Source organism: Caulobacter sp. AVps18 (genome assembly GCF_058681425.1).
The window spans coordinates 2788423-2814555 of sequence record NZ_CM178737.1; the positions used below are offsets into that span (position 1 = coordinate 2788423).

The 26133-nt window shown below is 66.1% G+C and carries 23 protein-coding genes, 2 tRNA genes and 1 pseudogene; 19 read left to right on the forward strand and 7 right to left on the reverse strand.

Features of this window, described 5'->3' with window-relative positions:
• Positions 1 to 134 precede the first annotated feature (134 nt).
• From ACW179_RS12675 to rodA, 5 genes are read left to right on the forward strand one after another with little or no spacing between them, the layout of a single operon-like run.
• Positions 135 to 1178, forward strand: a complete 1044-nt coding sequence (locus ACW179_RS12675) for a rod shape-determining protein (protein WP_004623009.1) — start codon at positions 135 to 137, stop codon at positions 1176 to 1178.
• Positions 1179 to 1225: 47 nt separating this feature from the next.
• Entirely contained in the window at positions 1226 to 2281 is a 1056-nt protein-coding gene (mreC, locus tag ACW179_RS12680; protein WP_492059868.1) for a rod shape-determining protein MreC, read from the forward strand.
• Complete coding sequence (locus ACW179_RS12685; RefSeq protein WP_492059869.1) at positions 2278 to 2793, forward strand: hypothetical protein; 516 nt, start codon at positions 2278 to 2280, stop codon at positions 2791 to 2793. The genes mreC and ACW179_RS12685 overlap by 4 nt, the downstream gene beginning before the upstream one ends.
• Positions 2794 to 2797: 4 nt before the next feature.
• Positions 2798 to 4798: a penicillin-binding protein 2 gene (mrdA, locus tag ACW179_RS12690; protein ID WP_492059870.1), complete on the forward strand. Its 2001-nt coding sequence runs from the start codon at positions 2798 to 2800 to the stop codon at positions 4796 to 4798.
• On the forward strand, positions 4795 to 5952 hold the full coding sequence (gene rodA, locus ACW179_RS12695) for a rod shape-determining protein RodA (protein ID WP_492059871.1): 1158 nt from the start codon (positions 4795 to 4797) through the stop codon (positions 5950 to 5952). Before mrdA ends, rodA begins: the two co-directional genes overlap by 4 nt.
• 12 nt (positions 5953 to 5964) lie before the next feature.
• On the opposite strand, the gene pip is transcribed toward rodA, so the two are convergent.
• On the reverse strand, positions 5965 to 6954 hold the full coding sequence (gene pip, locus ACW179_RS12700) for a prolyl aminopeptidase (RefSeq protein WP_492059872.1): 990 nt from the start codon (positions 6952 to 6954) through the stop codon (positions 5965 to 5967).
• A gap of 96 nt (positions 6955 to 7050) precedes the next feature.
• Between pip and ACW179_RS12705 the strand changes: the two genes are divergently transcribed.
• Positions 7051 to 7305 carry a low temperature requirement protein A gene (locus ACW179_RS12705; protein WP_492059873.1) on the forward strand — a complete coding sequence of 85 codons (255 nt, stop codon included), beginning with the start codon at positions 7051 to 7053 and terminating at the stop codon, positions 7303 to 7305.
• A 4-nt stretch (positions 7306 to 7309) separates the two neighbouring features.
• Here the strand turns inward: ACW179_RS12705 and ACW179_RS12710 are convergent, their stop codons facing one another.
• Both ACW179_RS12710 and ACW179_RS12715 read right to left on the reverse strand, forming a co-directional pair.
• A complete protein-coding gene (locus ACW179_RS12710; RefSeq protein WP_492064308.1) occupies positions 7310 to 8272 on the reverse strand; it encodes an alpha/beta fold hydrolase in 963 nt (320 codons plus the stop codon).
• Between the two features lie 182 nt (positions 8273 to 8454).
• Complete coding sequence (locus tag ACW179_RS12715; protein WP_492059874.1) at positions 8455 to 8847, reverse strand: DUF423 domain-containing protein; 393 nt, start codon at positions 8845 to 8847, stop codon at positions 8455 to 8457.
• A gap of 112 nt (positions 8848 to 8959) precedes the next feature.
• Here ACW179_RS12715 and ACW179_RS12720 point away from each other — a divergent pair, with 112 nt between their 5' ends.
• From ACW179_RS12720 to ACW179_RS12730, 3 genes are read left to right on the forward strand one after another with little or no spacing between them, the layout of a single operon-like run.
• A complete protein-coding gene (locus tag ACW179_RS12720; RefSeq protein WP_492059875.1) occupies positions 8960 to 10066 on the forward strand; it encodes an Rv3169 family protein in 1107 nt (368 codons plus the stop codon).
• A complete protein-coding gene (locus ACW179_RS12725) occupies positions 10063 to 11073 on the forward strand; it encodes a phosphotransferase family protein (RefSeq protein ID WP_492059876.1) in 1011 nt (336 codons plus the stop codon). The genes ACW179_RS12720 and ACW179_RS12725 overlap by 4 nt, the downstream gene beginning before the upstream one ends.
• Positions 11070 to 11498, forward strand: coding sequence for a hypothetical protein (locus tag ACW179_RS12730; RefSeq protein WP_492059877.1), 429 nt, complete (start codon positions 11070 to 11072; stop codon positions 11496 to 11498). The genes ACW179_RS12725 and ACW179_RS12730 overlap by 4 nt, the downstream gene beginning before the upstream one ends.
• Before the next feature lie 4 nt (positions 11499 to 11502).
• Here ACW179_RS12730 and ACW179_RS12735 read toward each other — a convergent pair whose 3' ends face one another.
• The 3 genes from ACW179_RS12735 to rlmB all read right to left on the reverse strand — a co-directional run bounded on the left by ACW179_RS12735 (position 11503) and on the right by rlmB (position 15032).
• On the reverse strand, positions 11503 to 12246 hold the full coding sequence (locus tag ACW179_RS12735; RefSeq protein ID WP_492059878.1) for a TerC family protein: 744 nt from the start codon (positions 12244 to 12246) through the stop codon (positions 11503 to 11505).
• A gap of 156 nt (positions 12247 to 12402) precedes the next feature.
• Complete coding sequence (stpX, locus tag ACW179_RS12740; RefSeq protein WP_492059879.1) at positions 12403 to 14106, reverse strand: stalk-specific protein StpX; 1704 nt, start codon at positions 14104 to 14106, stop codon at positions 12403 to 12405.
• An 89-nt stretch (positions 14107 to 14195) separates the two neighbouring features.
• A complete protein-coding gene (gene rlmB, locus ACW179_RS12745) occupies positions 14196 to 15032 on the reverse strand; it encodes a 23S rRNA (guanosine(2251)-2'-O)-methyltransferase RlmB (RefSeq protein WP_492064309.1) in 837 nt (278 codons plus the stop codon).
• Between the two features lie 170 nt (positions 15033 to 15202).
• Here rlmB and ACW179_RS12750 point away from each other — a divergent pair.
• The 8 genes from ACW179_RS12750 to ACW179_RS12785 all read left to right on the forward strand — a co-directional run bounded on the left by ACW179_RS12750 (position 15203) and on the right by ACW179_RS12785 (position 24381).
• A tRNA-Tyr gene (locus ACW179_RS12750) sits at positions 15203 to 15288 on the forward strand.
• Positions 15289 to 15382: 94 nt separating this feature from the next.
• Positions 15383 to 15456: transfer RNA gene (locus tag ACW179_RS12755), tRNA-Gly, on the forward strand.
• Positions 15457 to 15510: 54 nt separating this feature from the next.
• On the forward strand, positions 15511 to 16701 hold the full coding sequence (gene tuf, locus ACW179_RS12760; protein ID WP_492059880.1) for an elongation factor Tu: 1191 nt from the start codon (positions 15511 to 15513) through the stop codon (positions 16699 to 16701).
• A gap of 131 nt (positions 16702 to 16832) precedes the next feature.
• The gene (locus ACW179_RS12765; protein ID WP_492059881.1) at positions 16833 to 18383 is read left to right on the forward strand and encodes an alpha/beta fold hydrolase; all 1551 of its coding nucleotides are present in this window, start codon (positions 16833 to 16835) and stop codon (positions 18381 to 18383) included.
• A gap of 717 nt (positions 18384 to 19100) precedes the next feature.
• A complete protein-coding gene (fdhD, locus tag ACW179_RS12770; RefSeq protein WP_492059882.1) occupies positions 19101 to 19916 on the forward strand; it encodes a formate dehydrogenase accessory sulfurtransferase FdhD in 816 nt (271 codons plus the stop codon).
• Positions 19916 to 22225, forward strand: a complete 2310-nt coding sequence (locus ACW179_RS12775) for an FdhF/YdeP family oxidoreductase (protein WP_492059883.1) — start codon at positions 19916 to 19918, stop codon at positions 22223 to 22225. The genes fdhD and ACW179_RS12775 overlap by 1 nt, the downstream gene beginning before the upstream one ends.
• Before the next feature lie 42 nt (positions 22226 to 22267).
• Complete coding sequence (locus ACW179_RS12780) at positions 22268 to 23419, forward strand: GNAT family N-acetyltransferase (RefSeq protein ID WP_492059884.1); 1152 nt, start codon at positions 22268 to 22270, stop codon at positions 23417 to 23419.
• 122 nt (positions 23420 to 23541) lie between these two features.
• Complete coding sequence (locus tag ACW179_RS12785) at positions 23542 to 24381, forward strand: GIN domain-containing protein (RefSeq protein ID WP_492059885.1); 840 nt, start codon at positions 23542 to 23544, stop codon at positions 24379 to 24381.
• 95 nt (positions 24382 to 24476) lie between these two features.
• Here ACW179_RS12785 and ACW179_RS12790 read toward each other — a convergent pair whose 3' ends face one another.
• The gene (locus ACW179_RS12790; RefSeq protein ID WP_492059886.1) at positions 24477 to 25235 is read right to left on the reverse strand and encodes a hypothetical protein; all 759 of its coding nucleotides are present in this window, start codon (positions 25233 to 25235) and stop codon (positions 24477 to 24479) included.
• Positions 25236 to 25616: 381 nt separating this feature from the next.
• Here ACW179_RS12790 and ACW179_RS12795 point away from each other — a divergent pair.
• Both ACW179_RS12795 and rpsJ read left to right on the forward strand, forming a co-directional pair.
• Positions 25617 to 25801: pseudogene (locus ACW179_RS12795) on the forward strand (hypothetical protein).
• A 13-nt stretch (positions 25802 to 25814) separates the two neighbouring features.
• Positions 25815 to 26123, forward strand: coding sequence for a 30S ribosomal protein S10 (gene rpsJ / locus ACW179_RS12800; RefSeq protein WP_004616952.1), 309 nt, complete (start codon positions 25815 to 25817; stop codon positions 26121 to 26123).
• Positions 26124 to 26133 lie beyond the last annotated feature (10 nt).

Consider the following 26133-nt stretch of genomic DNA (forward strand, 5'->3'; position numbering starts at 1 on the left):
CCGGGGAATCATGCTGTCCTGTTTCGGCGGTGGTCCGGAAGACTTTCACGCCTATGGGGCGTGATCTGAATTTTGAACTGCTTTCGTGTTGAAATTCAACCTCTTGCCCCTCTATCCCTCAGTCAGGGCTTTCAATGTTTTCTTCCCTTTTCGGCGTGATCTCCAACGACATCGCCATCGATCTCGGCACCGCCAACACCCTGATCTACATGAAGGGCAAAGGCATCGTGCTGAACGAGCCGTCGGTCGTGGCGTTGCGCAATGTCGGCGGTCGCAAGATCGTCCACGCCGTGGGAATCGAGGCCAAGCAGATGCTGGGCCGCACGCCGGGTCACATGGAAGCCATTCGTCCGATGCGGGACGGGGTCATCGCTGACTTCGAAGTCGCTGAGGAGATGATCAAGTACTTCATCCGCAAGGTTCATAACCGCAAGGGTTTCGTGAACCCCAAGGTCATCGTCTGCGTGCCGTCAGGCGCGACCGCCGTGGAACGCCGCGCCATCAATGACAGCTGCCTGAACGCCTCGGCCCGCCGCGTGGGTCTGATCGACGAGCCGATGGCCGCCGCGATCGGCGCCGGCCTGCCGATCCACGAGCCGACCGGCTCGATGGTGGTCGACATCGGCGGCGGCACCACCGAGGTGGCCGTGCTGTCGCTTTCGGGCATCGTCTATTCGCGCTCGGTCCGCGTGGGCGGCGACAAGATGGACGAAGCGATCATCAGCTACATGCGTCGCCACCATAACCTGCTGATCGGCGAAACGACCGCCGAGCGCATCAAGAAGGAAATCGGCACCGCCCGCGCGCCGGCCGACGGCGAAGGCCTGTCGATCGACGTCAAGGGTCGCGACCTGATGCAGGGCGTGCCGCGCGAAGTCCGCATCAGCGAAAAGCAGGCCGCCGACGCCCTGGCCGAACCGGTCGGGCAGATCGTTGAAGCCGTGAAGGTGGCGCTGGAAGCCACGCCGCCGGAACTGGCTTCGGACATCGCCGACAAGGGCATCATGCTGACCGGCGGCGGCGCTTTGCTGCGCGGCCTGGACGCCGAGATCCGCGACCACACCGGCCTGCCGGTGACGGTGGCTGATGACCCCCTGTCGTGCGTGGCCCTGGGCTGCGGCAAGGTGCTCGAACATCCCAAGTGGATGAAGGGCGTCCTCGAATCCACCCTGGCCTAGACATCCCATCCTGACCGGCGCCCGGACGGCGCCAGGAGAACTTGTTCGTGGTCTTTCGCGAAGGTCCCCTCGGCGACCTGAAAGTGCCGCTCACCTGGACCGCGGCCGTGGCGTTGATCGTCGCGGCCGTGATCGCGGTGGCGTTCCTGCTGGCGGATCGCCGCGAGACGCTGCAGGACCATGCCTATGGTGTGACGCGCCAGACGGTCGATACGGTGTCCAAGCCCGTCAGCGGCGTGATCGCCGCCCCGGGGCGCTGGACGGGCCTGGGTCTGGACTTCGTTCGCAGCTACTTCTTCACCGCCTCTGAAAACCGCCGGCTCAAGGCCGAACTGTCAGACATGCGCCAGTGGCGCGACCGGGCCCTGGCGCTGCAAGACACCAATGATCGCTACAGGTCGCTGCTGGGCCTGCGCACGGATCCGCCGATCCCGATGGCCTCGGCCCGGGTGGTCAGCGACAGCCGTGGACCGTTCGCCAATACCCGCCTGGCCGACGCCGGCTCTGAAAAGGGTGTTGTGGTCGGCAATCCCGTTCTGAACGAGCGGGGCCTGGTTGGCCGTGTGGTTGGGGTTTCGAACGGCGTCAGCCGCGTGCTGCTGCTGACCGACATCGCCTCGCGCACGCCGGTGATGATCGACCGCACCAATGCTCGCGCCATCCTGACGGGTGATGGCGGTCCCAATCCCAAGCTCGACTATCTGCGCGGCGCTGAGCCGATCCAGCAGGGCGACCGGGTGGTGACGTCGGGCGACGGCGGCGTGGTGCCGCGCGGCCTGCCTGTGGGCGCAGCGGTCAAGGGACTGGACGGCCGCTGGCGCGTGGTTCTGTTCGCTGACGATGCCGCCATCGATTTCGTGCGCATCCTGCTTTTCAGGGACTTCGCCCAGTTGGCCGATGAGAAGCAACTGCTGGCCCGCAGCCTGCCTCCGGTGACGACCGAGGATCCGCAGACCTCTATCCTGAGCACGCCGCCGACGGCCAGGCCAGAGGCACCCCGAGCGGCGCCGACCAGCCCTGCAACGAGGCCGCCCGCCGCCCCACGTCCGGGGCCGCCGGCGACCGCGACGCCGACAGCGGCCCCAGCCGGAACACCGCAATGAGCCTTGGCGGCGCCAGGCCCCTGCACCCGGCGCGCTGGCTGGCCGCGCCCCTGCTGATGTGCGTCGTCGCGACCTATGTGTTTGCGGCCCCGATCCGTATCTGGGGACTGCAACTGCCCGAGCCGCTGTTTGCGATGGTTCCGGCCTTCGCCTGGGCCCTGATCCGGCCTTCGATCCTGGCGCCGTTCGCGATCCTGCTGCTTGGCCTGTTTCTTGACCTGTTCTGGGGTGGTCCCCTGGGGCTGTGGGGCCTGTCTTTGCTGACGGCCTATGCCACTGTGCTGGCTGCGCGCAACATGATGACCGGACAAAGCCGCCCGATCATGTGGGCCTGGTTCGCGGGCGTGACGGCTGTGGCCATGACCGCCAGCTTCCTGTTCTCCACGCTCGACAGCCTGGCCACGCCCAGCCTCCTGGCGGTGTTCTGGCAGTTCCTGGCCACGGTGCTGCTTTTCCCGTTCGCCCACCGTCTGGTCGATCGTTTCGACGACGCCGACGTGCGGTTCCGGTAGGGCCATGAGCGAACCGTCGATCTTTTTCTTCGAAGTCAATGAGCGCCAGGGGGTGTTTCACCGCCGGGCGTTTCTGATGGGCGGCCTGGCAGGCGCGGGTCTTCTGGCCCTGGGCGGTCGCCTCGCGCAGCTTCAGCTGGTCGAGGCCCAGCGCTACCAGAAGCTTTCAGCCGGCAACCAGTTCAACTATCGCCTGATGCCGCCACCGCGGGGCCTGATCCTGGACCGCAACGGCGTTGCCCTGGCTTCCAACCGGCCCAACTTCCGTCTGCTGGTCACCAAGGACAAGGGGCTGGACGCCGAGGCTGTGCTGGACGACCTGTCCAAGCTGGTGCCCATCGACGGATCGCGGCGGGCGAGGATCCTGCGCGAACTGGACCGCGCGCCGCGCAAGGCAACGGTGGCGGTGATGGAGGACATGAGCTGGGAGGAGTTCTCCCGTGTCAATATCCGCGCGCCAGAGCTGCCGGCCGTAACCGCCGACATGGGCGAGGTGAGGGTCTATCCGTTCGGCGGCGCATTCGCCCACGTGATCGGCTATGTGGCCAAGGTATCGGACCGCGACCTTGACGCCGCCAAGGACGATCCCACCCAGGACCAGGACCTGCTGCACCATCCGGGTTTCCGGATCGGCAAGCAGGGCGTCGAGAAGGCTTTCGATCAGGACCTGCGCGGGCGCGCCGGGGCCACCAAGGCCGAGGTCGACTCCCTTGGACGCGTGGTGCGTCTGGACCCGGAAGGCGATATCCGGCCCACGCCAGGCAAGGAGATCCGCCTCACCCTCGACGCCGACATCCAGAACCGCGCGCTTGAGGTCATGGGCGAAGAGAGCGGGGCCATTGTGATGATGGACTGCCGCACCGGTGACCTGCTGTGCATGACTTCGGCGCCCAGCTTTGACGCCAACCGCTTCGTGCGCGGCCTCAGCGGTCCGGAATACAAGGCGCTGGCCGAGTATGAGCGCAAGCCGCTGCTGGACAAGGCCATGACCGGCACCTTTCCGCCGGGCTCGACCTTCAAGCCGACCGTTGCCTTGGCGGCCCTGCGGGCGGGCATTGATCCCGAGATCAGGATCGGGTGCTCTGGCAGCTGGTACTACGGGGGGCGGACCTGGCGGTGCCACAAGAAGGACGGCCACGGTCCCCAGAACATGCACGATGCCATCAAGAACTCGTGCGACATCTATTTCTATCAAACGGCGCTGAAGATCGGCCCGGATGTGATCGCTGAAGCCGCTCGCGCCATGGGGTTCGGGCAGACCTTCGACATCGGCATTCCGGGGCAGAAAAAGGGCTTGGTGCCTGACCGGGCCTGGAAGAAGCGGGCGTTCAAGAAAAATCCGGCCAACCAGATCTGGTTTCCGGGCGAAACGCCCAGCTACGGGATCGGGCAGGGGGCCCTGACCGTCAATGCCCTCCAACTGGCCGTCATGACCGCGCGGATGGCCAATGCCCGCAAGGCCCTGCTGCCCCGTCTGATCAAGACACTCGGCGGCGTCGAGCAGCCCAGCGGCGCGGCGGTTCCTGACCTGCCGTTCTCGCCCGAGCACCTGGCCTATGTGCGCGAAGGCATGGCGGCCGTGTCGGCGGCCGGCGGCACCGCCTACACCAACAGCCAACTGGGGCTGGGCGACATCCAGATGGCCGGCAAGACCGGCACGGCGCAGGTGCGCAGCTTCGACAAGGGCGTCTCGCGCGACAGCAAGGACGTGCGCTGGCGGCTCAAGGACCACAACCTGTTCGTGGCCTTCGCGCCCTATGATGATCCGCGCTATGCCGTCTCGGTGATCATCGAGCATGGCGGTCTGGGCGGCGGCACGGCCGGCGCGCCGCGGGCCCGCGAAGTGATGCGCGTGGCCCTTCTGAAGGATCCGGAAATCCGGGCCCGCATCGAAAAGCCCATGCCCCTGCCTGAGGCGCCGGTCGAGGAACTGATGGAGGGGGCCGCTCCTGAAGATCCTGTCGTGAGTGCGCCACCGACCACGCCGCAGGAGCCGCGCCCATGACCCTCAGTGGCGGACTCAGCCGGCCCGGCGAGCGCGACCGGCCGATCATCAAGTTCATGGAGATCGACTGGACCTTCTGCCTGGTCCTGTGCCTGATCGCCGGGACGGGCGCCCTGATGATGTTCTCCATCGCCGGCTCCTCCTGGGAGCCTTGGGCAGCCAAACACCTTATCCGGTTTGGCCTCTACTTTGTGATGATGGTCATGCTGGCCATGGTGGACCTGCGCATCTGGTTCATGATCGCCTACCCCCTCTACTTTGTGGGCCTTGGGCTGCTGGTCGCCGTCGAGGTGGTGGGGGATATCTCGCTGGGCGCCCAGCGCTGGCTGTCGATCGGCGGCTTTCGCTTTCAGCCTTCCGAGATCATGAAGATCGGGCTCGTTCTGGCGCTGGCGCGCTACTATCACGGCCTCTCGGCTGACAGCGCCAGACTGTCCTGGCGGCTGGTGGCACCGGTGCTGATGATCGCGGCCCCGGTTCTGCTGGTCGCTCACCAGCCCGATCTCGGCACAGCCCTGCTGATCGCCTCCACGGGCCTGGCCATCGTGGTGCTGGCGGGACTGTCGTGGCGGGTGATCCTCGGAGGGATTGTGGGGCTGCTGGTGGCGATCCCGCCGTTCGTGATGTTCGTTCTGCACGACTACCAGCGAAACCGGGTGTTCACCTTCCTCTATCCTGAGAAAGACCCCTCGGGCGACGGCTACCAGATCCTGCAGTCCAAGATCGCCCTGGGCTCGGGCGGTCTTCTGGGCAAGGGCTTTGGCCTGGGCTCGCAGAGCCAGCTGAACTTCCTGCCCGAGAAGCAGACCGACTTCATCTTCGCCACCCTGGCAGAAGAGTTCGGCTTCCTGGGCTGTTTCGGGGTGCTGTTCCTGTATGGCGCGGTGATCTTCATGGCCTTGCGGATCGCCTCGATCAGCCACAGCCATTTCGGCCGCCTGGCCGCCGCCGGCACCATCGCCACCTTCGCGCTCTATGTGCTGATCAACGGGGCCATGGTCATGGGCCTGGCGCCGGTCGTGGGTGTGCCGATGCCGATGCTGTCGTACGGCGGCACCGTGATGCTGACGGTGATGATCGGCTTTGGCCTGATCCAGGCCGTGCGGGTTCACCGCTATACCGAAGTGACCAGCGGCAAAGGCTCGCTGATGTAGTGCCTGAGGGCTCTACGACACCAAAGCCGCGTCGGTAGCCCGCACCAGCCCGTCGATCACGCCCGGCTCGGTCGAGGCGTGGCCGGCGTCCCAGATAATGTCGAAGCGCGCCTCGGGCCAGGCCTTGTGCAGCGACCAGGCGCTGTCCAGCGGTGTGACCACGTCGAACCGGCCCTGCACGATCCAGCCGGGGATGTGCCTGATCGTGTCGATGTTCTTCAGGATCCACCCGTCGTGCTCGAAGAAGCCCCGGTTGGTGAAGAAGTGGCACTCGATGCGGGCGAAGGCGACGGCGAAGTCTTCTTCGTTGAACTTGGGAGGCCGGGCCTCAGGTCCGCGAAGAGAAATGGTGTCTCCCTCCCACTGGCTCCAGGCGGCGGCGGCTTCCAGCTGAACGCGGCGGTCGGGGGCCACCAGGCGACGGTGATAGGCGGCCATCAGGTCGCCGCGCTCTTCTTCCGGGATCGGGGCCAGGAAGCGCTCCCAGGCGTCGGGGAACAGCATTGAGGCACCGTCCTGATAGAACCAGCGCAGTTCCTTTTCCGTCAGCAGGAAGATGCCGCGCAGCACCAGGCCCTCGACCCGGTCGGGATGCTTGATGGCGTAGGCCAGGGCCAGGGTTGATCCCCAGGAGCCGCCGAATACGGTCCACTTCTCGACGCCAAGATGCTCTCGCAGCCGCTCGATGTCCTCGATCAGGCTCCAGGTGGTGTTGTCGTCGAGGCTGGCATTGGGCCGCGAGCGGCCGCAACCGCGCTGGTCGAACAGGGCCATCCGCCACTTGGCCGGATCGAAGAAGCGCCGCATGGTCGGATTGACCGCCCCGCCCGGGCCGCCGTGCAGGATCACGCAGGGCTTGCCGCGCGGATTGCCGCATTCCTCATAATAGATCTCGTGCGGACCGCCGGTGGGCATCCAGCCGAATGAATAGGGCTCGACCTCCCGGAAAAGGCTACGTCGGCCAGCCGACGACATGACGATGGAAGAGGCGTTGCGGTCCATGGGCAATCCTACCGCGCTTCACCGCCGGCTGTGAACGGAAGATCGCAGGAAAGCTCAGGGGGATGCGTCTGGCTGCCGACTTGCTATGTTTGGCAAATGGACTCGCCTGAAGATCTCACCGACGAAGAACTGCTGGCCATGCTGACGCCGCGCCAGCTGGCCCAGCTGGACCTGACCATCGGCGAAACCTTCGCCGACGGCGGCGTGGATCGCGCCGAGGCGCTGTTCGCCCTGGCCCAGGTTTACACAATGCGCGCCGCCGAGCGCGATGAGGTCTCGGCCCTGGCCCTGCTGCAACTGGCGGCGGCCATGCGCCGCCGGGCCGATCAGATGGGCCGTAGCGGCCGCTGACGGTTCAAGTCGGGAAGCGCCGGTTCATCCAGTCAATCAGCAGGGCGTTCACCTCGGCGGGCTTTTCCTGCTGGGTCCAGTGGCCGCTGCCCTTGATCAGTACCTTCTCCAGGTCGGCGATCTGTTCGTGCATGCGGTCACATAGCGAGGGCGGCAGGACGACGTCATGCTCGGCCATCACCATCAGGCATGGGATGTGGTCAATGGTGCGCGGCAGGTCGGCCGAGCGCTGCCAGTTACGCGTGAAGTTGCGATACCAGTTGATGCCGCCCGTAAAGCCTGTGCGCGAAAAGGTCTCGGCGAAGACCGCCAGTTCCTCTGGGCGCAGGAACTGCAGGGGATCGGTGGCGGGATCGTAGCGGGCCAGACCCTCCTGCAGCGCCAGGCTCTTGCGTTCGGCCGGGCGCGCTTCGAAGGCTTCGACGCTGTCGCCCGGGGCGCGCATGAAGAAGCGGATGGTCTTTTCGGCGTCGGCACCCAACTGGGCGTCGGCCAGGCCAGGCGTCTGGAAATGGACGATATACATCTGGTCGCCATACGCCCGGCGATACATCGCGATGGGATCCAGGGGCAGGCGAGGGGTGAAGGGCGTGTTCAGACCGATCACGCCGGCGACCCGGCTCGGGTGCATCAGCGGCATGGCCCAGACGATGATGCCGCCCCAGTCATGGCCGCAGAACACTGCCTTTTCGACGCCCAGATGGTCCAGCAGGCCCACAAGGTCGCCGGTCAGGTGCTCCATGTCGTAGGCCTCGATCGTCTCGGGGCGCTCGGTCAGGCCATAGCCCCGCTGGTCGGGGGCGATCACCCAGCGTCCCGCAGCCGCCAGGGCCGCTACTTGATGTCGCCAGGAGTAGGAAAATTCGGGAAAGCCGTGGCAGAGCACGATCGGAACGCCCGTTCTGGGGCCGGCTTCGTAATAGGCCATGCGAATGCCATTGACCGTGGCGAACGACGGCTGCGGCATCGGGGGGGCAAGGGGGTGCTGGTCCTGGCGGCTCATGGTGTCTCCTGCTCGTTTTCCAGCCCTGTATGATTGCCGATCACCGTGACGTCGGGATCGGGTCGCCGCAAGCCGGATAAAAGGGCGTCCCGCGTCACCGCCATGTCACGGGTCATTGCCGCCCATTGAGGCGCGGCAGTGCGGCCTCAGGCCTTAACGGCCGGCGCGGGACGAAGCGAAAAGGCTCTCCACGCCATGATCGCCCAGCCCAGCAGGAAGGCCACGCCGCCCACCGGGGTGACGGCGCCCAGAATGCGCGGTGCGCCAAAGGCCATCGCGTAGAGCGATCCCGAGAACAGCCCCGTGCCCAGCAGGAACAGCGCCGCGACAGCGCCCATGCTGCGCACCCCGGCCCGCCGCAGGCCCAGCGCCGCCAGAACCGCCAGGGCGTGGTACATCTGGTAGCTCGAGCCCGTACGCAGCCAATCGGCGGCCTTTGGCGAATCGATGCCGTGGGCAGCGAAGGCCCCCACGGCCACGGCGCACAGGCCACTCATCGCCGCCAGGCCGGTCCAGGTTCGGGGAGTCCAAAAGGCCATTAGCTTGACGTTCCGTCACGGTTGCATTCGGTCGCCGCGACCTTAACGTTGTTCATCTGTCCGTAAAGCCACCCCGTCAGAGGGCCTCGGCGCGGAGAGGCGGGAGGACGGCATGGCGCTCACCTGGGGCGACGACTACCCAATCCACCAGACGCCGGAGCCGGTGGCCTATGCCGGTACGGATCGCAATTTCTACGACCGCTATTTCTTCAATGGCTATGCGCCGGATGGTGATGGAAGCGATCTCTTCTTCGCCGCCGCGTTTGGTGTCTATCCGCATCTGAACATCGCCGACGCTGCCTTTTGCGTGATGAAGGATGGCAAACAGGTCAATCTGCACGCCAGCCGCTGGCTGAAGATGGAGCGGATGGATTTGACCGTCGGGCCCATCGGTATCGCGGTCGTCGAACCCTTGCGCCGGCTGACCCTGACCGTGAACGCACCGGAACACGGCATTCATGCCCAGATCGCTTTTGAGGGCCGTGCTTTCCCGGTGGAGGAGCCGCGCTTCATCCGTCGCAACGGCCCGCGCACCTTCATGGACTATACCCGCCTGACCCAAAACGGTCGCTATAGCGGCTGGATCGAGGTGGACGGTGTGCGTTCCGACCTCGAGGGCTTTGTGGGCACGCGTGACCGGTCCTGGGGCGTGCGTCCGGTCGGTGCCCGCGATTCGCAGGACTTGGCCCCGCCGATGGCGCCGCAGTTCTTCTGGCTCTGGTCACCGTGCAATTTCGACGATGGCGGCCTCTTCTTTCACAGCAATGACGACGAACTGGGACGCCCGTGGAACCGTCGTGCGCTGTGGCTGGCCGATGGCCAGCGCGAGGACGGGGAAGGGGAGTTTCATCCCGTGACCTGCGAGGTCGCCTGGCGTTCGGGGACGCGCAATGCGACCGCCGCCACACTCGATCTGGGGGGCGGCGCTTCGGCACGCATCGAACCGCAGAGCGAGTTCTTCATGCTGGGGCTGGGCTATGGCCATCCCAAATGGGGGCATGGGCTCAATCACGGCGAGCTGGCGGTTGAACGCGAGGACTTTGTGACGGCCGACCTTGATCGTCGCCTGCCGTACCACCTGCATGTCCAGGCGCTGAGCCGTGTGACCTATGTTGATGCCTCGGGACGCACCCGGGTGGGGCGAGGGGTGTTCGAGCAGCTGGCCCTGGGGCCGCACGCTCCGTCGGGCTTTGCGTCGCTGCTGGATGTCGCACCATGACCCTGTCCGAGCGTCTTGAACTCTATCTCACCCGTCATTGGGGCGCGCCGACCCAGGTCGCGGGCCTCTCGCGGATTCCCGGTGGGGCCAGTCGCGAGACCTATCGCTTCGATGCGACGGTGGGCGGCACCCTGCGGCCGCTGATCCTGCGCCGCGATCCGCCGGGCAGCCTGATCGACACCGACCGCAGTCTGGAATATCTCGCCTTCCAGTCCTTCCACGGCCGCGCACCGGTGCCCGAACCGATCGTGCTGGAGGCCCAGGGCGCGGAGTTGGAGCGGCCCTTCTTCATCATGGAGCGGGTCGACGGCGGTGCGGCGGCCTCGCCCTTCACCGTCCAGCCCTATGGACCCCACGCCCAGGCGATAGGAGAGTCCTTCTTTACAGCGCTGGGCGCCATCGCGGCGGCCGATCCGTCGCAACTGCCGTTGGGCGCGACCGCGCCATTGCCGGCGCCGGAGGATTGCTGGCGCGTGGCGCTAGACCATTGGTCCAACGTCATCGAGACCGACGAGCAGCATCCCCAGCCCATTGTGCGGGCGGCGATCCGCCGTCTGCGACGCGCGCCGCCGCCGCCTGCGGTGGCCGTGCGCGTGGTGCACGGCGACTACCGCACCGGCAATTTCCTGCACGATGGCCAGGGCGTCATCCTGGCGATCCTCGACTGGGAGATGGCCCATCTGGGGGATCCGCTGGAGGACCTGGCCTGGGCCATCGATCCGCTGTGGGGGCACTATGACGAGGACCGGGTGGCAGGGATGATCCCGCGCTCTGACGCCCTGCGCCTCTGGTCAGAGGCCAGTGGCTTGCAGATCAATCCTGAGGCCCTGGCCTGGTGGGAACTGTTTTCGGCGGTCAAGGGCCAGGCGATCTGGACCTCGGCGGCGCGTGAATACCGAAATGGCGGCTTCAAGGATCCCGTTCTGGCGATTTCGGGCTGGTACACGGCCCGCCGTCACGACCAGATCCTGGCTGACCGACTGATGCGCCTGGAGGGCCTGTCATGACCCCGAGCTTGCCTGATATCCTGGTTGGCAACTTTCTCTGCATGGCCGATGCGCCGCCGCCCGAATCCGCCGGCGAGTTCATGGCCGGTAAGGTCGGGGTGGTGGCCCTGCTATCGCTGCTGGCGGCGCAGGAGGCCGAGCGCGGCGTAGCCGCCCGGGTCTGGGAGAATGCCGCCATCCGCGCGATCCTGGCGCAGGCCGCGCCCGCCTATGGTGAGCCTTTGGTCGCGGCTCCGGCCGAGGACAGGGAGCTGACCCTGGCGGCTCTGGATGCCTCAAACGCCGTTCTGCGTCGGTCGCTGATTGCTCTGCACGAGGCGGTCGAGATCGCCGGCGACAGGCCGCTCGATCATGCGATCCTTCGGCTTTATGGCCAGATGGCGCACGCCCGGCGGCTGGACATGCCGCCTCTGCCGGGGCGTTGAGCCGCTATTTTCGGTGTTTCTCGTGGTCGGCCAGTTCTTCAGAGCCGATATCGAGGAAGGCCGGTGCGGAGGCGTTGTAGGCGTCGGTCTTGTCCAGATCCATGACCACGCTGCGGTGGCCTTCCCAGATCATGTGTGTGGCGACATACAGCACGATGGCCAGGCCGACGAAGCCGATCCAGCGGTGCTTGTGCAGCAGGTTGGCGATGGCCGATGCGGCCAGGCCCATCAGCGCGATCGACAGCAGCAGGCCAAACACCATGATGCCGGGGTGCTCGCGCGCTGCGCCGGCCACGGCCAGCACATTGTCCAGCGACATCGAGACGTCGGCGATCAGAACCTGGATGAAGGCCTGCTTGAAGCTCTTGACCGGCCGTGCGCGGGGCTCGGTCGAAGGATCCCCGTCGATCGAGGCCATGGCGTCGGCCTCATCGTGGGTGACCTGCTCGCGCATCTCGCGCCACATCTTCCAGCAGACCCAAAGCAGCAGAACGCCGCCGGCGAGAAGCAGACCGATCACGCCCAGAAGCCAGGTGGTGATCAGCGCAAAGCCGATCCGCAGCACGACCGCCGCGCCCAGACCGTAGAGGATCACCTTGCGGCGTTCCTTGACCGGCAGGCCGCCGGCCGCCAGGCCCACGGCCACGGCGTTGTCGCCGGCCAGCACCAGATCGATCATCAGGACTTGCAGAAAGGCCATGACCGGGCCGTCGAGCCCGCCCGCCTGGGCAATCAATGTATCAAACATGGCGTCTCAATGCGGCAGCGCGGGCAACGTTGCAAGCCGTGACCTTAGAGCGTGACGGCTGAAGATTTGAGAGCATTCGGCGACCATCACGCTCCAAACGTCTGATTCAGAGCCTCTTTGGCTGCTCCGAAGGGTCCTATGCGAGGCCTGATGGCTTTAGTGGGCGGGCTCCAGCGTGCGCTCCGCTGCGGGTTCGGGCTCGGCGCTCTCGACGTGGACGGCCTCGGTAACCTCGGCCACGGCCGGGATCTCGGTCGAGGTTTCCAGCGCCGGCGGGGCCGTAGCGGCGATCATCGGGTTCACATAGGCGACGGGTTCGGCAGCCACGACCGGTTCGGCAGGGGCCTCGACTTCGGGACTGACCTCGACGATCGATGCGACCGGCAAAGGCGCGGGCTCGACCATCATGGGATCGGCCGTTTCCGCAACACTGGTCTGTCCAACGTCGGCGGGGTTGAGGGTGAACGGGGCGTCGTCCTGTTGAGTCGACGCAAACGCTGTCGCCGCCGTGGCTCCGGCGGCCGCCGCGACCATCGGGCTGACAAAGCCTACATTGCCGGCGCTCGGCGGGGCGTCGTCCTGCTCAAGATCGTTACGGCCATAGTCGGTCAGGGTGCGGAACTTGCGACGCTGCTCGGCGCGGGCCCGGCTTACAGCGGCGTTGCGCGACAGGATCGCCAGGATGACGACGGCCAGCAACACCAGGGCGCCGCCGATCACGGACTTGAGCGGTGCCTTGCCAATCCCCGGCAGGCTGACCTCGCCGTTCAGGCCCGGAAGGTTCAGCTTGGACATCAGCCCACCCGCTGCGGCCTTGGCCTTTTCGGGAAGGGGCGTGACGCGCTTGGTGATCTCGCCCAGCGAGAAGGACTGGGCTGGCTTTGCGCCGCTCAGCTCCAGTCCGAACTGGGTCTGGAGTTGACCCTTGGCGTCGGCGCCAGGCTTGACCTGCCAGGCGAAGGTGGTGGCCTCGCCCGGCTTGACGACGGCGGTCTGGCGGCCGTTGGGCGTCACTTCATAGCCTTCGCCATTCAGTGTGGCGTAGGCGCTTGTCGTCTTGGCGGCCTTGCCAAGGCCCAGCTTGGCGGCCTGGGTCTTGACCATGTCGCCCAGGGTGGCAGGCAGCGACAGGGTGACCTGGCCGGGCTGGCCGGTCGCCAGGCTGTCGCCGGCCGACAGGACGGCGTCCTTGGTCGCCGTCGGCGCGACGGCGGCCTGCAGGGCTTCCAGCTTCGTCAACGGCTTGGCGGCGGGCGTCGCGGCGGGGATCGCCGGGGTCGGTGCCTTGGCCAGCGCTGCCGGCGCCTTGGGCGGCGCAACAGGTTTCAGAACCGGAGCGGCAGCAACAGTCTTGGGCGCGGGGGCGGCGACGACAAGCTTGGGCGCGGGCTTGGCCGAGACCGCAGCAAGCTGCGGCTTTGCCGGCGCGACATTCGGTTTCGCGGCCGCGTGGCGGACCGGGCGAGGGGCCCTGGGATTGGCGATCGGGCGCATGGCCGTAACCAGAGTGCCGTCAGGCCGACGCCAGGTCTTGAGGGTACCAGACTGCGTCACGACGGGCGGGGGAACTGCTGCGACAGGCGCTGCGGCCGGAATCTCGGCGCTGGTGACCGGCGCGGTCGGCGTCGTAGCCGCCCCGAGCAGGCCGTCAGGGGCTGTGCTGGCGTCGGGCGCCGCTGGGGCACCCAGAAGCTCAGGCGGGCTCTGCGCGCCCGCGTCCGCGACATCTACCGTGGCGGGCGGAGCAGACGCGACCTTGTCGCCGCCGCCACATCCCCCCAACAACAAAACGCCTGTTGCCGTCGCGCCCAGAGCCGCCAGCCGCATGTTACGTCCAAACATCGGGTCCCCCGATCCCATGTCAGATTCCTCCGCCAGACGATGCCTGCGGATAACTGCCCATGACAAGACCATGAGGCTGTGACGAAATCAAAACGGTTAACCTCGTTTTACGAACTGATTTCATCCTTCACGCGAAGTCTTGACGCTTCATAGAGCGCAATCGCCGCCGCAGCGGACACATTGAGGCTTTCAAAGCCCCCAGGCATGGCAATTTTTCCCATGGCGTCGCAGTGCTCGGCGACCAGCCGGCGGACACCTTCGCCTTCGGATCCCAGCACCAGCACCGTCGGGCCCCCGTCGAGCACGACATCCAGGGTCTGTTCTGCTTCTCCCGCCAGGCCGATGGCGCGCCAGCCCATGTCGGCCAGTTCCTCCAGCGCCCGCGAAAGATTGACCACGTGGGCATAGGGAATCTTGTCGACGGCGCCGACGGCGGTCTTGGCCAGCACGCCCGACAGGGCCGGCGCGTGGCGATCCTGCAGAATCACGCCGCGCACGCCGAAGGCGGCGGCCGAGCGGAAGATGGCACCGACATTCTGCGGGTCGGTGATCTGGTCCAGCATGACCAGCACCCCCTTGGCCGGGGTCCCCAGCTCGGCGATCGACAGGGATTCGGGCGGGTCGATCTTCAGCGCCAGGCCCTGGTGAACGGCACCGGACGGCAGGTGCCGGGCGATCTCGTTGTTCTCCAGCACCTGCAGGCACGGCAGCTTCGCCAGATTCGGCGCGAGTCGTTTGGCGCGTTCTGCAGTGACCAGAAGACGCTTCGGAGCGGGTCTCGCGGGGTTCGCCAGAGCCGCTTCAACAGCGTGAAAACCCCAGATCCAGTCTTTTTCGTCGTTTGCGCCCTTGGAAAAGCCGTGTGGTTTCCGTGGCTTGGAACGAATATCGCGTCCAGGCTCAGAAGGCTTCCGGCGGTCGTTGCGTTCGGAATGAGAGGACACTATAAGACGCGCTCCGATTTGGGGCCCTGAGGGTTTCCGCGAGCCAGGACGGCGCTGCTTTAGCACCGTCCACCCCGGCTCAAGGAAGCTTTTGTTCCTTTTTCACGACAGGCGGTTCGCCGAGGGTCGTGAAAAAGGAAAGGTCGCATTGAGGTCTCTCTACGCGCGCTGGGGGAATGTCCCGAGTGGCAAAGGGGGGGGACTGTAAATCCCCTGGCGTACGCCTTCGCAGGTTCGAGTCCTGCTTCCCCCACCACGCGCGTGAGAGCTCCCTCGAGGCGGTCGAGACAGGTTCCAAAGCCAGAGACCGGGAGCCGACGCGACCCCGCAAGCCCGATGGGGTGTATTGGGCGGGTATAGCACAAAGGTAGTGCAGCAGCCTTCCAAGCTGAGGATCCGGGTTCGAGTCCCGGTACCCGCTCCAGCTCCCTATATATGACGACCCACAATCATAGCCGCCGGCGCGAAGGTAGAGACGATGGCCAAGGAAAAGTTCGAACGTAACAAGCCGCACTGCAACATCGGCACCATCGGTCACGTTGACCATGGCAAGACGACGCTGACGGCTGCGATCACCATCACGCTGGCCAAGGTCGGCGGCGGCAAGGCGATGAACTACGCCGACATCGACGCTGCGCCGGAAGAAAAGGCCCGCGGCATCACGATCAACACCGCCCACGTGGAATATGAGACGGCCAACCGTCACTATGCCCACGTCGACTGCCCCGGCCACGCCGACTATGTGAAGAACATGATCACCGGCGCCGCGCAGATGGACGGCGCTATCCTGGTGGTTTCGGCCGCTGACGGCCCGATGCCCCAGACCCGCGAGCACATCCTGCTGGCCCGTCAGGTCGGCGTGCCCGCCCTGGTCGTCTACATGAACAAGGTCGACCTGGTCGACGACGAAGAGCTGCTCGAGCTGGTCGAGATGGAAGTGCGCGAGCTGCTTTCGTCGTATGACTTCCCCGGCGACGACATTCCGATCACCAAGGGCTCGGCCAAGGTCGCCATCGACGGTGGCAACCCCAAGATCGGCGAAGAGTCGATCCTGGCGCTGATGCAGACGGTTGACGACTACATCCCGCAGCCGGCGCGTCCGCTGGACCTGCCCTTCCTGATGCCGGTCGAAGACGTGTTCTCGATCTCGGGCCGCGGCACCGTGGTCACGGGCCGTATCGAAAAGGGCATCGTCAAGGTCGGCGAAGAAGTCGAAATCGTCGGCATCCGTCCGGTTCAGAAGACGACCTGCACGGGCGTCGAAATGTTCCGCAAGCTGCTCGACCAGGGTCAAGCCGGTGACAACGTCGGCGTTCTGCTGCGCGGCACCAAGCGCGAAGACGTCGAGCGCGGTCAGGTTCTCTGCAAGCCCGGCTCGATCACCCCGCACACCAAGTTCGTGGCCGAGGCCTATATCCTGACCAAGGAAGAAGGCGGCCGTCACACCCCGTTCTTCACCAACTATCGCCCGCAGTTCTACTTCCGCACCACCGACGTGACCGGGATCATCAAGCTGCGCGAAGGCGTGGAAATGATCATGCCGGGCGACAACGCCGAGCTGGACGTCGAGCTGATCACCCCGATCGCCATGGACCAGGGTCTGCGCTTCGCCATTCGCGAAGGCGGCCGTACGGTCGGCGCTGGCGTCGTCGCGAAAATCGTCGAGTAGTCGACCGATCTTCAGCGACAAGCTGATCTGATTGCGAAGGCCCCGGCGGAAACGCCGGGGCCTTTTGCTTTGGGGGGCTCTGCCAAGCCGCAGGGGTCGGCCGCGCGGCTGGGCCAGGAAAAGGCGCTGTCTTGATCGAGCAGCCTGTGGCTGTATTGCCGCAAGCAGTCTTGATGGAGTGGACGTTGCGGCTTCTCATTCTGGTTCTGTTTCTGATGATCGGCGCACCCTTGGCGCGTGCGGCTGAGGTGGTAAGCGTCACGCATGCCGATGGCTGGACGGTGTTCGGCGCTCGAACCCGTCTTCTTCACGACGCGGGTGTGCCAGGCGGCGTAGCCGCCGACATGACGCCGATCGAAACCAAGGATCCCTGGAGCAGTGGCGCGGTCGCCGAGTTCAAGAGCGCGGTCAAGGCAGGGGAGGTCTACACGGCCGTGGTTTGGCTGAAGGCTCCGTCGACGGCCAAGGTCTCTGCCCTGCTCCTGGCCAATGCGCCGCCTTATCCGACCTTCGCCCAAAGCGAGATCGTCGGGGCCGGGGAATGGCGGCGGATCACGATCTCGGGCGTGGCCAAGACCGACGCGGCGTCCACCAAGGATGCGCTTACCCTGCACCTAGGCCGCGCGGGTGGGCCGGTTACGTTAGGACCGGCCGTGATCCTCCGCGGAACGCCAAGCCACGTCGAATTGGACGCCATCGCTCGAAACTACAAACCTGCCAGCCTTACGCGGGAAGTGGTCATCACAGCGTCGGACGGCGCGCGGCTGGCGGGAACCTTGCGGACACCGCTGGGCAAGGCGCCGTTCCCGGTGGTCCTGATGCTGGGAGGGTCGGGGCCGCAAGTGCGCGGCGGCTTCTCGCGCCTCAACGAGAGTCTACTGGCCGCTGGGATCGCGACCCTGGAGTATGACAAGCGTGGCTGTGGCCAATCGAGCGGAGAGCGAAGCGAGACGATAGAGCGGCTTTCCGCCGACGCGGAGGCGGCCGTGACCTTGTTGCGCGCGCGCCGGGATATCGACGCATCTCGCATCCTCGTACTGGGCTCTAGCCAGGGCGGCGTGATCGCGCCGGCGCTGGCGGTCCGCGACAAGCGACTGCGCGGGGTGGTGATGCAGGTTGCGCCAGCCGTATCAGCAACCCAGATCGTCAGTGATCAGGTCGCTCGCCAATTGGTGATGCAATGGCCTCAAGGCGGCTCTTATGAAGATCAGCGCCGGTTCGTGGATAGCCTCGTGGAGATCGTCCAGACCAGTTCCGATACCGCGATCGTTCGCGCGCGGATTTCCGAGGCTATCGCGGCTGGCGTGAAGGCCGGTCGCATTCCCCCAGACGCCGCTGAGGCCATGGTGGCCGGCTTCACCGACGTTTCCGTGCGAGACGTCTTGCCCTATCGCCCGGCCGAGACTTTACGCCGTCTCCGAGGCCCGGCGCTGCTCATCTACGGCACGAAGGACATCATGGTGTCTTCGGATCAGAATGCTCCGGTCGCACGCGAGGCGCTCAAGCAAAATCCAGAGGCTCGTGTCGTCGTGCTGGAAGGGTTGAATCACTTTCTACAACGACCCCACACCGACAATCAGGAGGAGCCGAGCACCTTGGGCGGCATGATGAGCGATCCTCAGGCGATGAACCTGATCGTCGCATGGATCGAGGGCACGCTCGGCGTTCGCCGCCCCAGCTAACTCCGCCCTTCTATCAAAGAGAAGAGCGCAAACGCCTCTATCCCCGTGCCCGCACGGGGATAACCCCGCGCCGACCCCAGCAAATTCAACGCCCTAACCCCACCACCCAGCGTCACGATGCAAAATCGACGCATCACCCCCCAAACTGCCCGCATAATCACTCTCGCCCCATCGCGGGGGAGGGCGTTCAGCTGGCGACCTGACGTGCGGTGGGGGCGGTCGAGCGGGTAGCGTCCCGGCGGCCGTCGCGAAGGGCCCCGGGGCCTGGTTGCGAGGTGAGGCCTGTCCCTCCAGGGAAGGCGAGCGCCTTGTGCCGGGGAAGGGATCAGTCCCCGAGCGACGGATTTGCCGGAAACGCATCAGGTCCGGGCTGAAATCGCCTGGACGGACCGGAAGGGTCGCTTCCCTTCCGCCCGCCTGGGGCCTCTCATCGGAAGCGGGTTAAAACCCCGCGCCCCGAGGGCTCATCGGACAACGATCGCGCGGAGCGCTCCGGCTCAGGCCGAAACGGTACTCCACTACAACCCTCCTCCGGGCCTGGCCCGGACGCTCCGCCGCCTCCCCACACTCGCCGCTCAAACCGGCGAAGATGCGAACCTGTGCGTTGCGGCTTTCCCTTCAACTTGCAGCCCGCGACCTGCGCCAGGGCGCCGTTGGCGGTCTCGCGCCAAGCATTTGTCGTGACGGAACGGCGCCCGGCGCGTTAGGCTCAGGGTCATGCCGAACGCTTCCGTCACCCACCGCGCCGCCGCCCAGTGGCGCGCCGGCACCGAGATCCAGCCCATTGAACGCGCCGTGCCTGACGAGGTCGCCGTGGGGCTGTCGTTCAACGGCCGGCCCCATACCGTCCTGATGGCGACGCCGGCTGATATCGAGGATCTGGCCCGGGGCTTTACCCTGACCGAGGCCATCGCCGGGGCGGGCGATATCCTGGCGATCAAGGTCACGCAGGCAGAGCCGGGCCTGTTGGCCGACGTGCGGCTTGCGCCGCAGGCCGCGCCGCGCAAGGCCCGGCCACGAACCCTGGAGGGGCGATCCAGCTGCGGCCTGTGCGGCGTCCAGCGCCTGGCCGATGCCGTGCGACCGCTGCCACGCGTTGGCGAGGGCCGGGCGCTGACCCATCAGGCGATCCAGCGGGCGCTGGCCGCTCTGAGCGAGACCCAGGCCCTGGGCCGCCTGACCCGGGCGACCCACGCCGCCGCCTTCGCCGATATTGAGGGCCGCATCCTGCTGTCGCGCGAGGATGTCGGCCGCCACAACGCCCTGGACAAGCTGGCCGGAGCGATGGCCTCCAGCGGTCTGGACGCCGACAGCGGCTTTGTTCTGGTGACCAGCCGTTGCTCGTTCGAGATGATCGAAAAGACCGTCCGCATCGGTTGCCCGATCCTGGTGGCGGTCTCGGCCCCCACCGATCTGGCCATCCGCAAGGCCGAGGAGGCGGGCCTGACCCTGGTGGCCCTGGCCCGGGCCGACGGCCATACCGTGTTCACCCGCGCCGACCGACTGGTCGAGGCCGCGATGGAGACCGCCTGATGTCGGACGCAAAGATCCCCCCCAGCAAGATCCCGGGTGTCCGCCGCTACGACGGCCCGGCCGGCGGCTGGGGCGCGCTCAAGGCCGTCGCCGGAGCGCTGACGGATCAGGAGACGGTGATTGAGGGCGGGCGCACGCTGCTGTCGGCCAACCAGCCTGAAGGTTTTGACTGCCCGGGCTGCGCCTGGCCCGACCCCAAACACACCTCCTCGTTCGAGTTCTGCGAGAACGGGGCCAAGGCCGTGGCCTGGGAGGCGACCAGCAAGCGCGCCGCGCCCGAGGTGTTCGAACGCCATACGGTGAGCGAGCTGCTGACCTGGAGCGATCACCAGATCGAGGACCTGGGCCGGCTGACCGAGCCCATGGCTTATGACACGGCCAGTGACCGCTATCGGCCGATCGGCTGGGACGAGGCCTTTGCGCGAACCGGGGCGGCGCTGCGGGCGCTGGACCATCCGGACCAGGCCGAGTTCTACGCCTCGGGCCGGGCCTCCAACGAGGCGGCGTTCCTGTATCAGCTGCTGGGCCGCCGGTTCGGGACCAACAACTTCCCGGACTGCTCTAACATGTGCCACGAGCCGACCAGTGTCGGCCTGCCGGACTCGATCGGCATGGGCAAGGGCTCGGTGACGCTGGAGGATTTCGACCACGCCGACTTGATCCTGTGCTTTGGCCACAACCCGGGCACCAACCATCCCCGGATGATGGGGACCCTGCGCGAGGCGTCCAAGCGCGGCGCGACGATCCTGGCCTTCAATCCGCTTCGTGAACGGTCCCTGGAAAAGTTCGCCTCGCCGCAGGATCCGGTCGAGATGGCGACCCTGTCCTCAACCCCCATCGCCTCGGCCTATTATCAGGTGACCATCGGCGGCGACGCCCTGTTGGTGCAGGGCATGATGAAGGCCGTCCTGGCCCTGCAGGCCGTGGATCGCGACTTTATCTCGGAGCACACCGCCGGCTTTGAGGCGCTGGTCGAGGCGCTGGACGCCCTGACCTGGGAAGAGATCGTTGCCGGCTCTGGCCTGACCCGCGCCCAGATCGAGGAAGCCGCCGCTGTCTATGCGCGGTCAAAGGCGACCATCCTCTGTTACGGCATGGGCCTGACCCAGCATCGGGACTCGTCGGGCACGGTGCAGCAGCTGGTCAATCTGCTGCTGCTGAAGGGCAATATCGGCCGGCCGGGGGCGGGGATCTGTCCGCTGCGCGGCCACTCCAACGTCCAGGGCGCGCGAACGGTCGGCGTGGCCGAAAAGCCGGCGGTAGCCCTGCTGGACTCCCTGCGCGACGTGTTCGGCTTCGAGCCGCCGCGCCATCACGGCCATACGGTGGTCGAAGCCATTGCGGCGATGGAGCAGGGGACCGCCAAGGTGTTCCTGGGGCTGGGCGGCAATTTCGCGGTGGCGGCGCCTGATCCGATCCGCACCTTTGCGGCCATGCGCCGGCTGGACTTTGCGGTCCACATCGCCACCAAGCCCAACCGCACCCATCTGCTGGTCGGCAGGGAGAGCCTGCTACTGCCGTGCCTGGGCCGCACCGAGATCGACATCCAGGCCAGCGGCCGTCAGGCGGTGACGGTCGAGGACTCGATGTCGATGGTCCATGCCTCCCGGGGGCTGAACCCGCCCGCTTCGGAGCAGCTGAAGTCTGAGCCCGCCATCGTCGCCGGGATCGCTCAAGCCGTGCTGGGCCAGGATGACACTGTCGACTGGTCGGGGCTGGTCGCCGACTATGACCGCATCCGTGACCTGATCGCCCGCGTGTTTCCCGGGGCCTTCGACAACTATAATGAGCGCATTCGCGTCCCCGGCGGTTTCCGCCTGCCGGTGCCGCCGTCGGATCGGATCTGGACCACAGCGTCGGGCAAGGCGAACTTCATGGCGCACGATCCCCGGGGCGGCGATCCGCGTCGCGGCGACCCTGCCGTTCTGCTGCTGACCACCCTGCGCAGCCATGACCAGTACAACACCACGATCTACGGCCAGAACGACCGCTATCGGGGTGTGTTCGGGCGCCGCGACGTGGTGTTCGCCAATGCCGAGGATATTGCGGCGCGCGGACTGGCCTCAGGTGAGCGTGTCGACCTGGCGGCGGCGTTTGACGCGGGCGGCCAGCGGGTCGTGCGCGGCTTCACTCTGGTGGCGCGTGATATCCCCAGGGGCTGTCTGGCGGCCTACTATCCCGAAACCAACATCCTGATCGACCTGGAGGATCGCGACACCCGCAGCGGAACGCCGGCCTACAAGTCGGTTCCCGTCAGGCTGGCGGTTCACGTGCCGGGCGTGGCGGCGCTTAGCGAAAGCGCTTGTTAGGAAGAGTGCGCGTAGTCTCCCGAAAATGCTCGGGGGGCGAGTTTGAGCGACAGCGGCGACATCGAGACGATCAAGGTCTCTGAACTGGGTGCGCCTGAACGCGCTCGCTGGGCCAGCCTGCGTCGCGCCAATCCTGCCCTTGGCAGTCCCTATTTCGATCTTCGTTACATCGACGTCGCCGGGGCGGTCGCGCCCGGTGCGCGTATCGCGATCCTGCGCCGCGACGACGAGATCATCGGATTTCTGCCCTATCAGCGTCGTGGCGGGCTGCTGCAGCCCCTCGGCGCCCCGATGAGTGATTTCCACGGCGTCGTGGCGCAGGTCGGCGCTGATCTGGACCTCGGCACCATTCTTCGCCAGCTCGGCGCCGAACGCGCCCGGGTTCGGGGCATGATTGGGCAGGGCCCGGGCGATGGCGTTGGACTCTCGCTCCGCCACGCCATGGCCTCGGATCTTTCGGCGGGATTCGAGACCTATGCGGCAGGTCGAAATGCGGGCTTTCTGAAGGACAAGCGCCGTCGGCGGCGGGCGCTGGAACGCGACCATGGGCCCGTCGGGTTCAGCTTCGAGCGACCAAGCCCGGAGATGCTGGACCGGATCATCGCCGGAAAGCGCCGGCAACTGCACCGTACCCACCAGTACGACATCTTCGTCTGCGGCTGGACGGTTGCACTTTTGCACCGATTGGCAGAGTCGACGGACCCCGATTTCGGCCTCAAGCTGGCGACCCTTACGGCAGGCGATGTCGTGGTGGCCGCTGAACTGGGCCTGACCAGCGGGGATCGCCACCATCTGTGGTTCCCCATCTACGACACCGGCTATGCCCGCTATTCGCCGGGCAGCCTCATGACCCTGGACACACTCCGCGTGGCGGCCGAGCAGGGGATCAGGCGTGTTGATTTTGGTCCCAGCGAAGAAGCTTACAAGCGCGACTTCGCCGATCCGGCCGAGCCGGTTTTCGAGGGTCTGATCCATGCGCGACCCGACCAGGTTGCCATGCTGGACCGGATGCCGGGCCTGAATCGGCTGTCGCGCCGGTTCGACCGGATCGTCGCCTGTGAGCCGGGACTGATGGGGCAGGTTCGCGGGGCCTCGGCCTTCGTCACGGCCATGGGGCGACGCCATCCGCGCCTTGGCGCAGGGCTTGGTCTGGGTGTTGGTTTGGGCCTCAGCCTGTCGATCCTTGCCGACTAAGGCGCGAAGACGGCCTTGAGGCCGAATTATGACATTGCGCTCATGACCTCGAATTAAGTCGTCTCAAGCGGTCGCTGCCGTTAGCTTCCCGTCATCAACGCGATCCGACTGGGGAAAATTCGATGCGTGCACTTCTTGTTCTGGCCGCCGGCGCGGCTGCCTTGGGCTTTACCGGCGCGGCTGCGGCGGCACCCTCGGTCAAGATCAAGGACGCGGTGGCCCGCGTCGTGGTCATCCCCGAAGCCCGCAGCGACATCAAGGTCGAGTTCATCACCACCAACAAGAGCCTGCCGCTGACCGTTCGTCAGGTCGGAACCGAGACCATCGTCGACGGCGACCTGCGGATGAACAAGATTAACGGCTGCAATTCCCACATGGGCAAGACCACCATCAAGGTGCGTGGCGTCGGCGAGGTGAAGTGGGAGGATATCCCACAGATCGCCATTCGTACGCCCATGAATGTCGAGATCGCCGGCGCCGGCGCGGTGTTCGGCAGCGTTGGTCGCAGCGACAGGCTGGAGCTGGCCAATGCCGGCTGCGGCGACTGGACCATCGCCAATGTAAAGGGAAAGCTCGAGATCTCCCAGGCCGGTTCGGGCGACACCAATACCGGAACGGCCGGTCAGGCCGAGATCAGCATCGCGGGCTCGGGCAGCGTCCGGACAAATAGCGTTGCCGGTGACTTCGAGGTTTCCATCGCCGGTTCAGGCGATGCCAGCGCCGCCAGCGTGGGCGGAAAGGTCGAGATTTCCATCGCCGGTTCGGGTGACGTGAAGATCGCCGGCGGCCAGGCGCGGTCGCTGGAAGTCAACATCATGGGCTCGGGCGACGTCACGCATGACGGCGAAGTCGGCGATGTCGAGGTCTCGGTCGCGGGCTCCGGTGATGTCCGCGTGGCCAAGGCGACGGGCGCAATCAGCAAGCACGTGGCCGGTTCGGGCGACGTCTATATCGGGCAGTGATCCGGCGTTCGCCGACCCGCCATATATAGAGAGTGAAAAAGGCCCCGGGACATATGTCCCGGGGCCTTCTGCTTTTCAGGCCGTCGAGACCGCGCTTAGCGGACGCCGAAGCCGAACAGCGTAGCCGCGTCGATCAGGTCGGCGCCGGCAGCGTCGCGGGACTTCAGGCTGCCGCCGAAGGTGTAGCGCACGCCGATCTTGACCGCGTCGGCCTTCAGGTCGGCCAGGTCTTCACTTTCGGTGTGGGTGTACTTGCCGAAGGTCGACCAGCCGCTGTTGGCGAACTTGTACTCGCCGCCCAGGCTGGCGTCCCACGCCTCGGTTACGATCACGGTGTCGATCTTCGAGTAGCCCAGACCGCCGTCGAGACGGAAGTCGTCGCTGACGAAGTAGCGGGCTTCGCCACGAACGGCATAGAGGTCGGCGTCCAGGTCGTTCGACTGGCCATACGCGACCAGGCCCGACAGGGTGACCTTGTCGAGATACTTGTGGGCTTCGGCACCGACGGCCCAAAGGGTGTCATTGCTGGGTCGTGACAGGGCGGTGAAGCCACCGACGCGCCAGTTGTCGCCGACCTTGGTGGTCAGGTGGGCAGCCGCCGAGGCTACGGTTTCGTCGCTGAGATCGTTATCCGAAACCGAGACGTCACCGTTCAGTGTGACGGTCCAGGCCGAAGCGGTCGGGATGGCGACCGAACCGTCGACCTTCACCGACGAGCCGTTGGCACCGCCGAGGTTGGTGTCGAGATCGGAATAGTTCACCGCGGCGCCGACCGAACCCACTTGCTGGGCGAAGGCGGGAGCCGAAATGGTCACAGCCAGGATGGCGGCGGCGGCGAGAAGCTTGGTCTTCATGGTGGAGTAATCCCCTTACTGAAAAGCCCCGGCGCTGGCGGTCGTTGGGGGAGGGGCCACCAGTCCGTCGGGGAGGGGCGGCATCTATGGAGCTTTGGGCGGGCTCACAAGGGCTGTCGCAGCTCTTGAGGGTGTGTTGATGCGCAAATATGACACTTGAAAGTTCGATCCGGACGCCCAACCGCGTACCGGCGCACGTTCTTGCCCGCAACACTGCGTTCTGTGAAAGCCGCGTGACGGATAAAGGCTTGCGCCGAAGGGGCTGGGTGCCTATCCAGACTTGGCTGACCGAGTCGCGTTGCAAAACGACGAGAAACGGGAGGCGGAGCGCTTGACGAAACCGGATTCGGAACGTACAAGCGCGCCTCTGTTGGACCGGCTGTGAGCTCTTGGGCTCAAACGCGGTTCGCGAGACGCCCGGACATAGCGCCTTCTGGTGCAATATCTGGACATCACCCCGGCGGGCGACCGTTGGGGCAATTTGTTTTGCGGACGCTGCGTACGAACTCTTTCGGGGGTTCGAGTTGGTCTTTGAAATGGTTCGAGACGCGGGCGCAGCCCACTAGGAAACCGAGCGATATGGATCGTCAGAACATCCGCATCCGGCTCAAGGCCTTCGATCACCGCGTGCTGGATCATTCCACGCGCGAGATCGTCAATACGGCCAAGCGCACTGGTGCGACGGTACGGGGCCCGATCCCCCTGCCCACGCTTATCGAGAAATTCACCGTCAACCGTTCGCCGCACGTCGACAAGAAGTCGCGCGAGCAGTTCGAGATCCGTACGCACAAGCGCGTTCTCGACATCGTTGACCCGACTCCGCAGACCGTGGACGCGCTGATGAAGCTCGACCTGTCGGCCGGCGTTGACGTCGAAATCAAGCTGTAAGGAGGGCCGA

What these genes read in the sequence shown, in the direction of transcription:
- ACW179_RS12785 (WP_492059885.1), top strand. Translation starts at nt 23,542, where the DNA reads ATGCGTGCACTTCTTGTTCTGGCCGCCGGCGCGGCTGCCTTGGGCTTT.
- ACW179_RS12730 (WP_492059877.1), top strand. Translation starts at nt 11,070, where the DNA reads ATGACCCCGAGCTTGCCTGATATCCTGGTTGGCAACTTTCTCTGCATG.
- pip (WP_492059872.1), bottom strand. Translation starts at nt 6,954, where the DNA reads ATGGACCGCAACGCCTCTTCCATCGTCATGTCGTCGGCTGGCCGACGT.
- ACW179_RS12735 (WP_492059878.1), bottom strand. Translation starts at nt 12,246, where the DNA reads ATGTTTGATACATTGATTGCCCAGGCGGGCGGGCTCGACGGCCCGGTC.
- ACW179_RS12675 (WP_004623009.1), top strand. Translation starts at nt 135, where the DNA reads ATGTTTTCTTCCCTTTTCGGCGTGATCTCCAACGACATCGCCATCGAT.
- rodA (WP_492059871.1), top strand. Translation starts at nt 4,795, where the DNA reads ATGACCCTCAGTGGCGGACTCAGCCGGCCCGGCGAGCGCGACCGGCCG.
- mrdA (WP_492059870.1), top strand. Translation starts at nt 2,798, where the DNA reads ATGAGCGAACCGTCGATCTTTTTCTTCGAAGTCAATGAGCGCCAGGGG.
- ACW179_RS12710 (WP_492064308.1), bottom strand. Translation starts at nt 8,272, where the DNA reads ATGCCGCAGCCGTCGTTCGCCACGGTCAATGGCATTCGCATGGCCTAT.
- ACW179_RS12790 (WP_492059886.1), bottom strand. Translation starts at nt 25,235, where the DNA reads ATGAAGACCAAGCTTCTCGCCGCCGCCGCCATCCTGGCTGTGACCATT.
- stpX (WP_492059879.1), bottom strand. Translation starts at nt 14,106, where the DNA reads ATGGGATCGGGGGACCCGATGTTTGGACGTAACATGCGGCTGGCGGCT.
- ACW179_RS12775 (WP_492059883.1), top strand. Translation starts at nt 19,916, where the DNA reads ATGTCGGACGCAAAGATCCCCCCCAGCAAGATCCCGGGTGTCCGCCGC.
- ACW179_RS12715 (WP_492059874.1), bottom strand. Translation starts at nt 8,847, where the DNA reads ATGGCCTTTTGGACTCCCCGAACCTGGACCGGCCTGGCGGCGATGAGT.
- tuf (WP_492059880.1), top strand. Translation starts at nt 15,511, where the DNA reads ATGGCCAAGGAAAAGTTCGAACGTAACAAGCCGCACTGCAACATCGGC.
- rpsJ (WP_004616952.1), top strand. Translation starts at nt 25,815, where the DNA reads ATGGATCGTCAGAACATCCGCATCCGGCTCAAGGCCTTCGATCACCGC.
- ACW179_RS12705 (WP_492059873.1), top strand. Translation starts at nt 7,051, where the DNA reads ATGGACTCGCCTGAAGATCTCACCGACGAAGAACTGCTGGCCATGCTG.
- fdhD (WP_492059882.1), top strand. Translation starts at nt 19,101, where the DNA reads ATGCCGAACGCTTCCGTCACCCACCGCGCCGCCGCCCAGTGGCGCGCC.
- ACW179_RS12720 (WP_492059875.1), top strand. Translation starts at nt 8,960, where the DNA reads ATGGCGCTCACCTGGGGCGACGACTACCCAATCCACCAGACGCCGGAG.
- ACW179_RS12685 (WP_492059869.1), top strand. Translation starts at nt 2,278, where the DNA reads ATGAGCCTTGGCGGCGCCAGGCCCCTGCACCCGGCGCGCTGGCTGGCC.
- ACW179_RS12725 (WP_492059876.1), top strand. Translation starts at nt 10,063, where the DNA reads ATGACCCTGTCCGAGCGTCTTGAACTCTATCTCACCCGTCATTGGGGC.